The sequence below is a fragment of the Burkholderia cepacia ATCC 25416 genome (assembly GCF_001411495.1).
Lineage (GTDB): Bacteria > Pseudomonadota > Gammaproteobacteria > Burkholderiales > Burkholderiaceae > Burkholderia > Burkholderia cepacia.
Genome location: NZ_CP012982.1, coordinates 2,881,587 through 2,895,429, shown reverse-complemented (window position 1 = coordinate 2,895,429; position 13,843 = coordinate 2,881,587). Strand labels below are relative to the sequence as shown.

The following is a 13,843-nucleotide window of genomic DNA, read 5'->3' as shown; positions in this document are numbered from 1 at the left end:
GCCCGCCCGGCTCGCGCCTGCGCGCCGGCCCGTCGGCGCGCACGCTGAATATTTTCATCCGGGTGGCCGTCGATGAGAGAATCGCACCCACGATTCCCTTTCAACGGAGCCCGCATGAAGCACCTGCTGTCCCGGCTGTTCGTCAGCGCCGCGCTCGTCGCGCTTGTTCCGGCGCTGCCGGCGCAGGCGGCCACGCCGCCCGGCATCTTCGTCGTCGCCACGCAGCTCGGCGAATTCACGACCCTCGACCCGAGCGGGATTTACGAACTGGTGCCGTCGGAGTACGTCGCGAATACCTACGAACGGCTCGTGCGCGTCGACCTGAAGGACCCGACGCGCTTCGACGGGCAGATCGCGCAATCGTGGACGGTCGGCGCCGACGGCGTGACCTACACGTTCAAGCTGCGCCCCGGCCTCACGTTCCATTCCGGCAACCCGGTCACCGCCGACGACGTCGCGTGGTCGCTGCAGCGCACCATCCTGCTCGACAAGGGCCCGGCCGGCGTGCTCGCCGACCTCGGCCTCACGAAGGCGAACGTGGCGCAGAAGGTGCGCGTGGTCGATCCGCAGACCGTCGTGCTCGAAACCGACCGCAAGTACGCACCGAGCTTCGTGCTCAACGTGCTGAGCGCATGCCCGGCATCGGTCTTCGACAAGAAGCTGCTGCTGTCGCACCAGCAGGGCAACGATTTCGGCAGCGGCTGGCTCCGGACCAACGACGCTGGCTCGGGCCCGTACCAGCTCGTCAAGTGGACGCCCAACGAGACCATCGTGCTGCAGCGCTTCGAGAAATACCGCACGCCGTACCCGATGAAACGCGTCGTCCTGCGCCACGTGCCCGAAGCGTCCGCGCAACGGTTGCTGCTGGAGAACGGCGACGCCGACGCCGCGCGCAACCTGAGCCCCGACAGCCTCGCCGCGCTGACGAAGGCCGGCAAGATCAAGGTCGCATCGTGGCCGGTGTCCGCGCTGCTGTACCTGAGCCTGAACACGAAGAACCCGAACCTCGCGAAACCCGAGGTGCAGCAGGCGATGAAATGGCTGGTCGACTATGACGGCATCCAGCGCAACATCGTCAGCACGACGTACAAGGTGCATGAAACCTTCCTGCCCGAAGGCTTCCTCGGCGCGTCGAACGCGCGGCCGTACAAGCAGGACGTCGCGAAGGCGAAGGCGCTGCTCGCCAAGGCCGGCCTGCCGAACGGCTTCGACGTGACGATGGACATGCCGAACGACTATCCGTACCTCGAGATCGCGCAGGCGCTGCAGGCGAACTTCGCGCTGGGCGGCATCCGCGTGAAGCTGATTCCGGGCGATGCGAAGCAGGCGATCGGCAAGTATCGCGCGCGCCAGCACGACATCTTCGTCGGCGAATGGTCGCCCGACTACATGGACCCGAACAGCAATGCGCGCGGCTTCGCGTGGAATCCGGACAACTCCGACCAGTCGCCGACGAAGATGCTCGCGTGGCGCAACAGCTGGGACATTCCGCAACTGACGAAGGACACCGAGGCCGCGCTCGTCGAGCCGTCGCCCGCGAAACGCGCGCAGCGTTACGAAGCGCTGCAGAAGGCCGTGCTCGCGAACTCGCCGTTCATCATCATGTTCGAGAAGGTCGTGCAGGTCGCGACGCGCCCCGGCGTGACCGGGCCGGAAATCGGGCCGATCAACGACCTCGTGTCATACCGCACGCTCGCGAAATAATGGCGCCCGCCCGCGCGCCCGGCCCTGCCGGCGCGCGGGTAATCGCCGCGAGCCGCCGTGGCGGTGCTATGCCGTGCGGCGCGGGCGATCTACAATGCGCGACGCCACGGACGCCGGCCGCGACCGGCGACGATCGGGACCATCGAATCCGCCAATCCGCTTCGCCAAGGAAAACAGGATGCGCACGCTACAACAACTGCGAATGGAGTTCCTTCAGTACAAGATCGAGCCGATCGGCTGGCTCGGCGACAGCCCCTCCCGCTTCGATTTCTATACGCAAACGGCCGCCGGATGCGACACCATCCTGGAGCTCGGCGTGTTCACCGGGCTGACCACGACGGCCTTCCTGCTCGCGCAGCCGAAGCGCCTCGTGTCGGTCGACATCTCCGACGAGTATTTCCAGATCCGGCCCGAACTGGAGCAGGCGGCGAAAGACCTGTCGATCGACTTCGAATTCCGGATCGCCGACGATCTCGCGATGGAGCCGCTCGCCGCCGACCTGCTGTTCATCGACACCACCCATACGTACGAGCAGACGCTCGCCGAACTGAACCGTTTCGGCCCGCTGGCGCGCAAGAAGATCGTGCTGCACGACATGACCGTGGCCGGCGTGTACCAGGCGGTGTTCCAGTGGCTGTGGGACAACAAGCAGTTTCATATTACGTATCACGACAGCCGCGGTTGCGGCGCGGTCGTCTGCGAGCGCCACGTCGGCTACTGAGCCGGGCGCGCGCAACGGGGGGCGAACATGCAATCGAGCGAACACGCGGTCTGCGTGGCGATCAACGACAACAACCGCGCGTGGTACGAGATGCTCGTGCCGTTCCTGCTGTCGCTGCGGCACACCGGCTACGACGGCCGGATCGCGGTGATCGGCTACGGGCTGTCCGACCGCAAGCGGCAGATCCTCGCGAGCCAGTCGGTCGACGTGATCGACGCGTCGAGCGCGTATGCGCTGCCGGTCGGCCGCTTCATCGAGGCAGCCGAGTATTGCGCACGCAACCCGCAGATCCGCAAGCTCGCGCTGTACGACGCCGACATCTGGTTCTGCGCGCCGCCGTTCGACCTGTTCTCGCAGATCGGCGACGACCGGCTCCACGCGTGCCCCGACCCGCTGTTCTGCACGTTCGTCGTCACGCCGCTGATCGGCGAGCGGCGCGACCATCACTGGCGCCTCGTCGTCGACGAAGTCTCCGCACGCCACGGCAGCGCCTTGCAGGCCGGGCTCGTTGCCGGGACCGCCGACGCGTGGGCACGCTACGCCGGCCACCTGCGCGACTGCACCGCCCGCATCGGCACCGATTTCCAGGAATGCTTCGGGATCGATACGACGTTCCTGCACCTGTGGAGCGCCCAGGGCGAAACGGCGCTGCTCGATCCGGTCCAGAACTTCGTCAGCAAGTACGGCATTCACGAAGCGTTCGATGCCGGCACCGGCACGACGACGCTCCGGTATCACGGCGAGCCGATCCGCGCGCTGCACATGACCGGCGACATCCGCTTCCTCGACCGCTGGCGCTACTACGCGAACCACGTCGACGCCGCGCTGCGCGACGGCGTGCCATTCGCGTTGTCGGACGGCACGCCGGCACAGTCCGACGCGGTCGCCGCGCGCATCGCGGCAACCGACTACGTGCGCTCGGCCGGGCTGACCGTTGCGGCCGCAACGATCGAGACAAGCGCGGGCGCCTACCTGCAGGCGATCGACGAACCCGGCGGCACGATGCTGATCGGCAGCGGGAACCACGAAGTCGTGTTCACCGCGACACGCGACATCGCGCGGCTGAACGTCTATGTCACGCACCCGTCCGGGTCGCCGTCGCCGCTGCTGTGCGAAGTGCTGGTCGACGGGCAGCCGCAGCGGAAAGGCACCGAGCTGACGGCGCATTTCACGTACCGGATCGCGCCCGGCACCGTCGTCACGCTGCGCTCGACGAGCCTCGGCGGCCAGCAGTGCAATGCGATCTGGCGGCTGCGCGAGGCGCCGGACATGCAGCAGTAGGCAGCGGGCAGCAGGCGGCGGCCCGCCGCCGGTCAATTGAATGCCGCCCACACCAGGTACGCATTCAACCCGACGATCACGACCGTCGCCGCGCCGGCGACGATCCGCAGCGGCATCCGCATCGCGTAAGCGCCCATCACGTCCGCGCGCGCCGACAGCATCAGCAGCGCGATCATCGGCATCGGCAGCACGAAACTCAGCACCACCTGGCTCGCGACCATCGCGCGCGTGACGTCGCAGCCGAGCGCGACCACCGCGAACGCGGGCACGACCGTCACCGCGCGCCGCACCCAGACCGGCATGCGGCGGTGGATGAAGCCCTGCATCACGACCTGCCCGGCCATCGTGCCGACCACCGAACTCGACACGCCCGAGGTCAGCAGCGCGACGAGAAACAGCGCGCCGGCCGCCGGCCCGAGCACCGGGATCAGCGTGTGATACGCGTCGCCGATGTCGGTCATGCCCGGCGCGCTCGCGTGAAACGCCGACGACGCCATCATCACCATCGCGAGATTCACGAACCCGGCCAGCCCGAGCGCGACGACCACCTCGCGATTCGAGAAGCGCACGAGCCGCCGCCGCTCCGTATCGTCGCGCGGCGCGGTGCGATCCTGCGTGAGCCCCGAATGCAGATACAGCGTGTGCGGCATGATCGTCGCGCCGACGATCCCGACCGCGATCGTCAGCGCCGCGCGATCCGGAATCTGCGGGACGACCAGGTGGAACGCGGCCGCATGCCAGTCCTGCGGCGCGATCAGCAGTTCGCCGAGATAGCACGCGCCGATCACGCCGACCAGCGCCGCGATCGCGGCTTCCAGCGGCCGGAAGCCGCGCTTTTCGAGCGCGAGGATCGCGCAGGTCGCGAACGCCGTCGCGATCATCCCCGCGAACAGCGACAGGTGGCACAACAGCCCGAATGCGAGCGCGCCGCCGAGGAATTCGGCGAGATCGGTCGCCATCGCGGCAATCTCGGACGCGACCCACATGCCCCATACGACCGGCGCGGGAAACCGGTCACGGCACAGCTCCGCGAGATTGCGGCCGGTCACGATGCCGAGCTTCGCCGACATTGCCTGGAACAGCATCGCGATCGCGTTCGCGGCCAGCACGACCCACAGCAGCCGGTAGCCGTACGCGGCACCGGCCTGGATGTTGGTCGCGAAGTTGCCGGGGTCCATATAGCCGATCGACGCGATCACGGCCGGGCCGACGAACGGCAGCAGCGCGGCGACGCCGGTGCGGCGCCCTTCCAGCGCGGCACGCGCCGCGCCGTCGGGGTGGCCGGTGTGGCCGGTATGGCCGGCAGGCAGACTCGGCAGCGCGAAGCTGCCGGCAGGTTTGTTCGTGACGGGAATCATGGTGGTGTTCCGTTCGAATGAAGCAGGATTCCTGAAGGTCGGGCGCCGCGGCCGGCATGTCGGCTGCCGGCCGCGGCGGCAGCGGCGGCGTTACAGCGGCACGACGTCGGGACGGTTGCGCGGAAACTGCGCGATCACGTCCGGCGCGACGTTCAGGTGCGCTTCGACGAGCTTCGGCGGCGTATGCGCGAGCCAGTCGGACAGCGACACTTCCGCATAGCGGTCGGTCTTGAAGATCTCGAGGAACACCAGATCGGTGTTGCCGGTGTTCTGCACGTAGTGCCCGAGGCTTTTCTTCACGTAGCCGACGTCGCCCGCGCGGAAGTCGGCCGTCTGCGCCTTCGGCCCCGTGTCGAACACGGTCATCCGTGCCTCGCCCTGCAGGTAGTACTGCCATTCATCCGCGTTCGGGTGCCAGTGCAGTTCCCGCATGCCGCCCGGATGCACGGTGACGAGCGCCGCCGCGACGGTCGTCGACACGTTGAAGTTCGTGCTGTCCGCGATCCGCACTTCGCCGCCGCGGGTCTTCCTGACCGGTTTCATGTCGCCGAGCGAGAAGATGAACGGATGCGGCGGCGCCCCTGCCGCCGACGCCGATGCGCGCTGGGCTTCCGCGAGCGGGCCCGGTTCGTCGCCCTGGAAGATCCACAGGTTGTCGAGCGGGATGTTCCGGAATGCGTCGGCCGGCACGCCGAAGTTGAGCGCGAGCACGTCGGGCGGCGTGTGCGCGACCCAGTCGGTCAGCAGCAGCGTGTTGAATTCGGATGCGCGGCCGTTATCGAACGCGAGCAGGAATTCGGCGCCGTCGGTGCCGAGGCCCTGCAGCGAATGCGGCAGGCCGGGCGGGAAATACCAGAGATCGCCGGTTTTCACGTCCTGCACCGATGGCCGCCCGAGTTCGTCGAGCACCGTGATCCGGCACCGGCCGTCGAGCATGATGGCCCACTCGGCCTGCTGGTGCCAGTGCATCTCGCGAATGCCGCCGCGCGTCAGGCGCATGTTGACGCCGGAAATGGTTTCGGAAATCGCAAAATCGTCCTGAGTGACTTCACGCGCCCATCCGCCATTTTGAATTCTTTTATGCGAATTATTGAACGAGGCCCAGAATAACGGCATGCCGTTGATATCGGTGGCCGGCGGATCCTGAAAGGACGGAAACTGGTTGGCGATAGCCGGATTTTTGGGCCCCGGATCGGTCAGGCTCTGGCGGTTGCGCGCATTGACCGCGCCTTCCGGCGGACTGTCCGGATTGCCGAACGAGGCGGCCTTGGCCGATACCGCAATACCGGCGGCGGCAATGGCGCCGGCCGTATTCGCCAGCATCCTGCGTCGAGAAAGATTCGTCATGACTTCTCCTTCATTCTTGCGATCAAGTGAATTCCCATTACGGAACACATGCCGTTTTTCGGATTATCGAAAATCGAACATCCCGTCACGCAAGTTAAATACAATTCGACGAATAAATTAAATGAATTATTAACCTGAATTAATGAATTAAGCTGATCGACTTTAATTTTGTAATTATTGCGGTGCAGCGGGATGGCGGGAAGGGAACGGATTTCGGTGAATGAGGGGAGACGATTGCGCCCGGTCGTGACGACCCTGCATGGCGACAACACGAGATCGGGATACGATGCGGTCGACTCGAATCACCGATCGTTTCGAGCCGGCCCGTGCGGATGCGAATACGCCGGATCCCGGCGACCTGCGCCGCGACCGGAAGCGGTTCACTCTCGCGGCATCGCGTCGAGCCGTTGCGCGGCAAACCTCAAGCCGCCCAGAATCCGTTCCGCGACCCGTGCCGGAAAGCCGGGCGGCAACGCCGCGGCGACCGATTCGATCACATGCGGCGTCATCGCGACGAGCCGTTCGACGATCGGCGTCGCGATATCGCCGAGCAGGCAGTGCTCGGCCATCGCGCTAAAGTGCCGTCGCGTGATGTCGCGCATCGCATAGTGCTTGCGCTTGCCGTGCACGGCCATCGCGAGCTTCGCCTTGTGCCACGACCACTGGTTCGCGCCGTCGCCTTCGACCGGCCAGATCGACATCACGTCGTAAAGCGGCGTCAGCCGGAAACGGCCGCCCGCCAGCAGGCGCAGGCTGAAGTTCTTCGCATGCCCGTCCGGTGCAGCAAGCATCCAGAACACGATCAGGGCGGCGAACAACGTGTCGAGATCTTCCCGCGACGTTTCGGAGCGGCGCAGGAGGCCTGCGAGATCGGGCACACCGGGGCCGCCGTGCGACTCGTACTTCAGATGAGGCGGCACGCCGAGCGCCTGGCAGAAGTCCTCCTGCGGCATGCGCAACAGCCACCCGCCATCGCGATGCAGCGCACGATCGAAGCGTGCGACGGACAGAACCTTGTGCGCGCCGAAACGCACGATTTCCGCCTGCGCGACCGACAGGCCGAACGCGCGCAGGATCGCGAGGCACAGCCACTCGTTCTCGACGGAGGCCGTCAGGTCGGCCCGCTTGTTGCCGACCAGCCCGAGCGGCAATTTCAGAATATGCGTCGTCGGCGTCGCGCCATGCGGGCGCATCCAGCGTCCGTCATGAAACAGCAGTGCGGTCTTTTCCTGCGCGCCGGCCAGCGACAGCCGGAAATCGTCGTCGTCCCCGCCTGCCGTCGCCACCCCGCTCGCCTGATCGAGCACGCGTGCCACGTCGTCGTCCGACAGCGGCGTACCGTCGATGCGATTCAGGCCGGTCGGCGCATCGTCCTCGCCGAGCAATTGCACCGCGCCGATGCAGTCGCGGCCGAGCGCGGCGAGCAGATCGAACGGCTCGGTCGTCGCCGTGCCGAACCGGGCGGCCAGGCGGCGCCGAATGGCATCGCTGTCCGGCAGCAGGTTGTCGAAGAAGTGATTCACGCGTTCGCCGCGCAGCGGTGCTTCGCCGACACCGAACGGCAGCGACAGCGACAACGGGCGGCCGACGGCCGATTGTTTCCAGTCAGCGTCGTACAGGAGTTCCATGTCGCCGCGCGCGGGAATCCGCCACGTGCCGACCCGCTGGCCGTTCGTCCAGATCGACAATGCGCGCGTGTGCGTTCTGCGTCCCATCGCTTACCACTCGACGTCGGCTGCGTCGTGCCCGTCCTTCGTACGGATGCTGAGTTCGAGACCGTACAGCGCGGTCAACTCGAGCAACTGGCTAAGCGACAGGCTTTCGGTACGCGTGGTTTCGAGCGACGACAGGCGCGACTGGCCCACGCCGATTCTCCCGGCCGCTTCCGCTTGCGTCAGGCCCTTTGCCTGACGCGCGGAAGACAGGATTTCGCCCAGTTGCGCGGACGTATTGACGATGAAGTTCACGGCACGGATCCCCGAAGACAATAAATGCAGTATATGCCTGACAGACATAAACGCAAATTATCTCCATCAGACATAAACGCAAATTATTCCTGGCAGAGATAAAATCAAGCCCCTTCCGGCGCGGACCGCCCCACCGTCGAACGCACTTCCGACCCTATCACCTATCCTCACACCATAGTTTTTATCCGCTGGCGCGAATGATTTTGGCTTCGTTAGATAGATGACATTCGATCATCAGACGACAACGATCTAACAGCCGATGACCTGCGCGTTCGCCCGTACCGTCGAATCCCGCTACGCCGAGCTCACGCCGACCGCGAAGCGCATCGCGAGCTACATGCTCGCGAACCTCGACCGGCTCGGGCTCGAAACGGCCGACCAGATCGCGCAGCAGGCCGGCACGAGCGGCATCTCGGTCGGGCGCTTCCTGCGCAGCGTCGGCTACCGCAATCTCGACGACCTGAAACGCGAGCTGCGCGGCGGAGGCGATCGCCCGTGGATGATCACCGACCGGCTCGACGAATACCGCCGCATCGCGGGTACGCAACCGGCCCACGGAAACGGCAACGGCGATGCCGGCAACAGCCCGCTCGCATCGTCGCTCGAGCGCGAGCTCGACGCGATCCGCCACGTGTACCGCCTCGCCGAAGGCCCGGTGTTCGCGCAGGTCGCTGACCGGATCGCGCATGCGGACGCGGTATTCATCCTCGGCATCCAGTCGACGCGCGGGATCAGCAACGCGTTCAGCAGCTACCTCGAGTACCTGCGCCCGCGCGTGTTCTATTCCGACGGCCAGTCGGGCTCGTACGTCGATTCGCTGAACTCCGAATTCGAGCGGCCGTACTGCATCGTCACCGACACCCGCGCGTATTCCCGCAGCGCGCGCCGCTATTGCCAGGCGGCCGCCGAGCGCGGGCAGCCGTTCGCGCTGGTCACCGACCTCTCGTGCCCGTGGGCGCGCGACTGGCCGGCCGACCTGCTGCAGGTGAAGACCGACGTCGGCCAGTTCTGGGATTCGCTCGCACCGCTCACCTGCCTGTTCAACCTGCTGATCACGGCCGTGGTCGACCGCCTCGGCCCCGCGATCGACCGGCGCGTCGCGCGCAACCGCGAACTGCAGCACACGTTCGACCAATTCGAATCCTGAGCGAGCCCGACCGAACCCGAACCGCCAATGAACGACCACCGCCTCGTCGAAATCACGCCCGCCACCCATCGCGTCGACATCGACCTCGTCTACGCGACCGACCGCAACCTGACCGGCAAGCCGATCTACCGCCGCGCGCACTGCCTGCTGCTGGCGCCGGCCGAGGCCGCGTTGCGCCGCGCGGTGAACGTCGCCGCGCAGGCCGGCTTCACGCTGCGCATCTACGATGCGTACCGGCCGCCGCAGGCGCAGCAGGTGCTGTGGGATTTCCTGCCCGACCCGAACTTCGTCGCCGATCTCGGCCGCGGCTCGAATCACAGCCGCGGCACCGCGCTCGACCTGACGCTCGTCGGCGCGGATGGCGAGCCGCTCGACATGGGCACCGGCTTCGACGAGATGGTCGCCGCATCCGGCCACTTCCACGCGGGGCTGCCCGAAGCCGTGCAGCGCAACCGCCTGCTGCTGCTCGGCGTGATGCACGCGGCCGGCTTCGCGCACATCGACAGCGAATGGTGGCACTACGAACTGCCCGGCTCGCATGCGCTGCCCCAGATCGACAATGCGGCAAGCGGCCCGTGGCGCCTGATGTGACGGCCCGACGCATTCTCCCCACCGTTCACGTTCAACGACTTCAACGACACATGGAGCGCAGATGAAACCCCTGACATCCCGGCTCGTCGCGGCGCTGGCCGCCGCATCCGTTCTCGCCGCCGTTCCGCTGTCCGCCGCGCATGCGGAGACGCCGAAGGACATGTTCGTGATGGCCACGCTGCTCGACGAATTCACGACGCTGGACCCGGGCGAGGTCTACGAGCTGGTGCCGGAGGAATACGTCGCGAACACGTACGACCGGCTCGTGCGCGTCGACCTGCGCGATCCGTCGAAATTCAACGGCGACGTCGCGCAGTCGTGGACGGTGAGCACCGACGGGCTGACCTATACGTTCAAGCTGCGCCCCGGCCTCAAGTTCCACTCGGGCAACCCGCTGACGGCCGACGACGTCGCGTGGTCGATCCAGCGCGCGGTGCTGCTCGACAAGGGGCCCGCGGCCGTGCTGACCGGCATCGGGCTCACGAAGGCGAACGTCGTCGCCAACGTGAAGAAGCTCGACGACCTGACGGTGTCGGTCACGACCGACCAGAAGTACGCGCCGACCTTCGTCCTGAACGTGCTGGGCTCCTGGCCCGCCTCGGTGCTCGACAGGAAGCTGCTGCTGTCGCACCAGCAGGGCAGCGACTTCGGCAACGCGTGGCTGAAGACCAACGAGGCCGGCTCCGGCGCGTACAGGCTGGTCAAGTGGACCGCCGGCGACAGCGTCGTGCTGCAGCGCTTCGACGGCTACCGGCTGCCGCTCGCGATGAAGCGCATCGTGCTGCGCCACGTGCCCGAAGCCGCGAGCCAGCGCCTGCTGCTGGAGAACGGCGACGTCGATGCGGCACGCGACCTGAGCCCCGACGATCTGGCGTCGGTCGTGAAATCCGGCAAGGCGAAGGTGTCGGCATCGCCGCAGGCGACGCTGCTGTATCTCGGCCTGAACACGAAGAATGCGACGCTCGCGAAGCCCGACGTGCAGGAAGCGCTGAAGTGGCTCGTCGACTATGCGGGCATCCAGGGCAACGTGGTGAAGACGACCTACAAGGTCCACCAGACCTTCCTGCCCGAAGGTTTCCTCGGCACGCTGAACGCGAACCCGTACCGGCTCGACGTCGCGAAGGCGAAGGCGCTGCTCGCGAAGGCCGGCGTGCCGAACGGGTTCTCGGTGACGATGGACGTGCGCAACGATTATCCGTACACCGAAATCGCGCAGGCCGTGCAGGCGAACTTCGCGCAGGCGGGCATCAAGGTGCAGCTGATCCCCGGCGACAACAAGCAGACGCTCGCGAAATACCGCGCGCGCCAGCACGACATCTACATCGGCGAATGGTCGGCCGACTACATCGATCCGCACAGCAACGCGCAGGGTTTTGCGTGGAACCCCGACAATTCCGACAAGTCGAGCTATAAAATGCTGGCCTGGCGCAACAGCTGGGACATTCCGCAACTGACGAAGGAAACCGACGCCGCGCTCGCCGAGCCGACCGCCGCGAAACGCGCGCAACGGTATCAGGCGATGCAGAAGGAGATGCTCGCGCGCTCGCCGTTCGTGATCATGTTCGAGAAAGTCGCGCAGGTCGCGACGCGGCCCGGCGTGAGCGGGCTCGAAGTCGGACCGATCAACGATCTCGTGTCGTACCGCAACCTGAAGAAGCAATAAGATTCACCGCATGTCGACTCCCGCCTCCTCCCTCGAAGCCCTGCGCACGCTGCCCGCGCGGCGCCCGGCCGTGCGCTGGGCACTGCGCGTGCTGCGCTGGACGCTCACGCTCGCCGTCACGTTCGCGGGGCTGCTCGCGCTGACGTTCGTGATCGGCCGCAAGGTGCCGATCGACCCCGTGCTCGCGATCCTCGGCGATCGTGCGTCGGCCGAGGCATATGCGGCCGAACGCATCGCGCTCGGGCTCGACAAGCCGCTCGTCACGCAATTCCTGATCTATGCGCGCGATGTACTGCACGGCCATCTCGGCATGTCGCTGCTGACCGCAAACCCCGTGCTCGACGACATCAAGCGCGTATTCCCGGCCACGCTCGAACTGGCGACGATCGCGACGCTGATCGGCATCGCGATCGGCGTGCCGCTCGGCGTCGCGGCTGCCGTGAAGCACAACCGTCCGATCGATCATATCGCGCGCTTCGTCGGGCTGATCGGCAATTCGGTGCCGGTGTTCTGGCTCGGGCTGATGGGGCTGCTGCTGTTCTATGCGCGGCTGCACTGGGTCGGCGGGCCGGGCCGGCTCGATCCCGTGTACGACGGGATGGTCGATCCGCGCACCGGCAGCCTGCTGATCGACGCGGCGCTCGCGGGCGAATGGGACGTGTTCCGCAACGCGGTGTCGCACATCGCGCTGCCGGCCGCGATCCTCGGCTACTACTCGGTCGCGTATCTCAGCCGCATGACGCGCTCGTTCATGCTCGACCAGTTGAGCCAGGAATACATCGTCACCGCGCGCGCGAAGGGCTTGCCGGAGCGCCGCGTGATCTGGCGGCATGCGTTCGGCAACATCGCGGTGCCGCTGCTCACCGTGATCGCGCTCACGTACAGCAACCTGCTCGAAGGCTCGGTGCTGACCGAGATCGTGTTCGCGTGGCCGGGGCTCGGCTCGTACCTGACCGGCGCGCTGCTGAACGCCGACATGAACGCGGTGCTCGGCGCGACGCTCGTGATCGGCGCGATGTTCATCACCGTCAACCTGCTGACCGACGCGCTGTACCGCGTGTTCGATCCGCGTGCGCGCTGAGGCGCCGACACGACATGACCGCTTCCACCCTGCTTCTTTCATCGCCCATGCCGAAGGTCGTCCAACCATGAACGCCGAGCGTCTCACGCTGCGCGCGTGGCTGCTGTCCGACGCACCCGCCTCGCGTTCGCAGGCCGCACTCGGCCTCGCGTATCGCCGCTGGCGCCGTTTCGCCGGCAACCCGCTCAACCTGTTCGGGCTCGCGATCCTCGTCGCGCTGATCGTCGTCGCGATCGTCGGCCCGCTGATCATGCCGCACGATCCGCTGCGCCAGGTGCTGTCCGACCGGCTGCTGCCGCCCGGCTCGCCGTCGCACTGGCTCGGCACCGACCAGCTCGGCCGCGACATCCTTTCGCGGCTGATCGCCGGTTCGCGCCTCACGCTCGGCATTGCGCTGCTCGTCGTCGTGATCGTCGTGCCGATCGGCCTCGCGATCGGCACGACGGCCGGCTATTGCGGCGGCTTCGTCGACAGCGTGCTGATGCGCATCACCGACATCGCGCTCGCGTTCCCGAAGATCGTGCTCGCGCTCGCATTCGCGGCCGCGCTCGGGCCCGGCGTGATCAACGCGGTCGTCGCGATCTCGATCACCGCGTGGCCCGCATATGCGCGGCTCGCGCGCGCGGAGACGATCCGCATCGCGCAGGCCGACTTCATCCACGCCGCCCGCCTGCAGGGCGCGTCGGGCCCGCGCATCCTGCTGCGCTACATCGTGCCGCTGTGCATGTCGTCGGTGATCGTGCGCGCGACGCTCGACATGGCCGGCATCATCCTGACCGTCGCGGGCCTCGGCTTCCTCGGCCTCGGCGCACAGCCGCCGAGCCCCGAGTGGGGCTTCATGGTCGCGTCGGGCCGCAACGTGCTGCTCGACGCGTGGTGGGTCGCGACGCTGCCCGGCTGCGCGATCCTGCTCGTGAGCCTCGCGTTCAACCTGCTCGGCGACGGGCTGCGCGATGTCTTCGATCCCCGCCATGGAGCGTGAC

Annotated in this window: 12 protein-coding genes; 8 read left to right on the top strand and 4 right to left on the bottom strand. The window is 66.8% G+C overall.

Features of this window, described 5'->3' with window-relative positions:
• Positions 1-114 precede the first annotated feature (114 nt).
• The 3 genes from APZ15_RS30175 to APZ15_RS30165 all read left to right on the top strand — a co-directional run bounded on the left by APZ15_RS30175 (position 115) and on the right by APZ15_RS30165 (position 3,706).
• Positions 115-1,704, top strand: a complete 1,590-nt coding sequence (locus tag APZ15_RS30175; protein ID WP_027791883.1) for an ABC transporter substrate-binding protein — start codon at positions 115-117, stop codon at positions 1,702-1,704.
• A gap of 178 nt (positions 1,705-1,882) precedes the next feature.
• Positions 1,883-2,425 (top strand): class I SAM-dependent methyltransferase, encoded by a 543-nt coding sequence (locus tag APZ15_RS30170; RefSeq protein WP_021161346.1) that lies wholly within the window; start codon positions 1,883-1,885, stop codon positions 2,423-2,425.
• Between the two features lie 27 nt (positions 2,426-2,452).
• The gene (locus APZ15_RS30165) at positions 2,453-3,706 is read left to right on the top strand and encodes a hypothetical protein (protein WP_027791885.1); all 1,254 of its coding nucleotides are present in this window, start codon (positions 2,453-2,455) and stop codon (positions 3,704-3,706) included.
• A 32-nt stretch (positions 3,707-3,738) separates the two neighbouring features.
• Here the strand turns inward: APZ15_RS30165 and APZ15_RS30160 are convergent, their stop codons facing one another.
• The 4 genes from APZ15_RS30160 to APZ15_RS30145 form a co-directional block, all read right to left on the bottom strand.
• On the bottom strand, positions 3,739-5,064 hold the full coding sequence (locus tag APZ15_RS30160) for an Nramp family divalent metal transporter (RefSeq protein WP_027791886.1): 1,326 nt from the start codon (positions 5,062-5,064) through the stop codon (positions 3,739-3,741).
• Between the two features lie 90 nt (positions 5,065-5,154).
• Positions 5,155-6,411 (bottom strand): oxalate decarboxylase family bicupin, encoded by a 1,257-nt coding sequence (locus APZ15_RS30155; protein WP_027791887.1) that lies wholly within the window; start codon positions 6,409-6,411, stop codon positions 5,155-5,157.
• Between the two features lie 380 nt (positions 6,412-6,791).
• A complete protein-coding gene (locus APZ15_RS30150; protein WP_027791888.1) occupies positions 6,792-8,126 on the bottom strand; it encodes a type II toxin-antitoxin system HipA family toxin in 1,335 nt (444 codons plus the stop codon).
• Between the two features lie 3 nt (positions 8,127-8,129).
• Positions 8,130-8,378 (bottom strand): helix-turn-helix domain-containing protein, encoded by a 249-nt coding sequence (locus tag APZ15_RS30145; protein WP_021161351.1) that lies wholly within the window; start codon positions 8,376-8,378, stop codon positions 8,130-8,132.
• Positions 8,379-8,637: 259 nt separating this feature from the next.
• Here APZ15_RS30145 and sapR point away from each other — a divergent pair, with 259 nt between their 5' ends.
• From sapR to nikC, 5 genes are all read left to right on the top strand, one after another.
• Positions 8,638-9,525: a sap1 transcriptional regulator SapR gene (sapR, locus tag APZ15_RS30140; protein WP_027791889.1), complete on the top strand. Its 888-nt coding sequence runs from the start codon at positions 8,638-8,640 to the stop codon at positions 9,523-9,525.
• Positions 9,526-9,552: 27 nt separating this feature from the next.
• Complete coding sequence (gene ddpX / locus APZ15_RS30135) at positions 9,553-10,116, top strand: D-alanyl-D-alanine dipeptidase (RefSeq protein WP_027791890.1); 564 nt, start codon at positions 9,553-9,555, stop codon at positions 10,114-10,116.
• Positions 10,117-10,177: 61 nt separating this feature from the next.
• On the top strand, positions 10,178-11,779 hold the full coding sequence (locus APZ15_RS30130; RefSeq protein ID WP_027791891.1) for an ABC transporter substrate-binding protein: 1,602 nt from the start codon (positions 10,178-10,180) through the stop codon (positions 11,777-11,779).
• A gap of 10 nt (positions 11,780-11,789) precedes the next feature.
• A complete protein-coding gene (locus APZ15_RS30125; protein WP_027791892.1) occupies positions 11,790-12,860 on the top strand; it encodes an ABC transporter permease in 1,071 nt (356 codons plus the stop codon).
• 67 nt (positions 12,861-12,927) lie between these two features.
• The gene (gene nikC / locus APZ15_RS30120; RefSeq protein ID WP_027791893.1) at positions 12,928-13,842 is read left to right on the top strand and encodes a nickel transporter permease; all 915 of its coding nucleotides are present in this window, start codon (positions 12,928-12,930) and stop codon (positions 13,840-13,842) included.
• Position 13,843 lies beyond the last annotated feature (1 nt).

Coding starts and splice junctions, on each gene's coding strand:
- APZ15_RS30170 (WP_021161346.1), top strand. CDS start 1,883: ATGCGCACGCTACAACAACTGCGAATGGAGTTCCTTCAGTACAAGATC.
- APZ15_RS30130 (WP_027791891.1), top strand. CDS start 10,178: ATGAAACCCCTGACATCCCGGCTCGTCGCGGCGCTGGCCGCCGCATCC.
- APZ15_RS30150 (WP_027791888.1), bottom strand. CDS start 8,126: ATGGGACGCAGAACGCACACGCGCGCATTGTCGATCTGGACGAACGGC.
- APZ15_RS30175 (WP_027791883.1), top strand. CDS start 115: ATGAAGCACCTGCTGTCCCGGCTGTTCGTCAGCGCCGCGCTCGTCGCG.
- APZ15_RS30125 (WP_027791892.1), top strand. CDS start 11,790: ATGTCGACTCCCGCCTCCTCCCTCGAAGCCCTGCGCACGCTGCCCGCG.
- APZ15_RS30155 (WP_027791887.1), bottom strand. CDS start 6,411: ATGACGAATCTTTCTCGACGCAGGATGCTGGCGAATACGGCCGGCGCC.
- APZ15_RS30160 (WP_027791886.1), bottom strand. CDS start 5,064: ATGATTCCCGTCACGAACAAACCTGCCGGCAGCTTCGCGCTGCCGAGT.
- nikC (WP_027791893.1), top strand. CDS start 12,928: ATGAACGCCGAGCGTCTCACGCTGCGCGCGTGGCTGCTGTCCGACGCA.
- sapR (WP_027791889.1), top strand. CDS start 8,638: ATGACCTGCGCGTTCGCCCGTACCGTCGAATCCCGCTACGCCGAGCTC.
- APZ15_RS30165 (WP_027791885.1), top strand. CDS start 2,453: ATGCAATCGAGCGAACACGCGGTCTGCGTGGCGATCAACGACAACAAC.
- ddpX (WP_027791890.1), top strand. CDS start 9,553: ATGAACGACCACCGCCTCGTCGAAATCACGCCCGCCACCCATCGCGTC.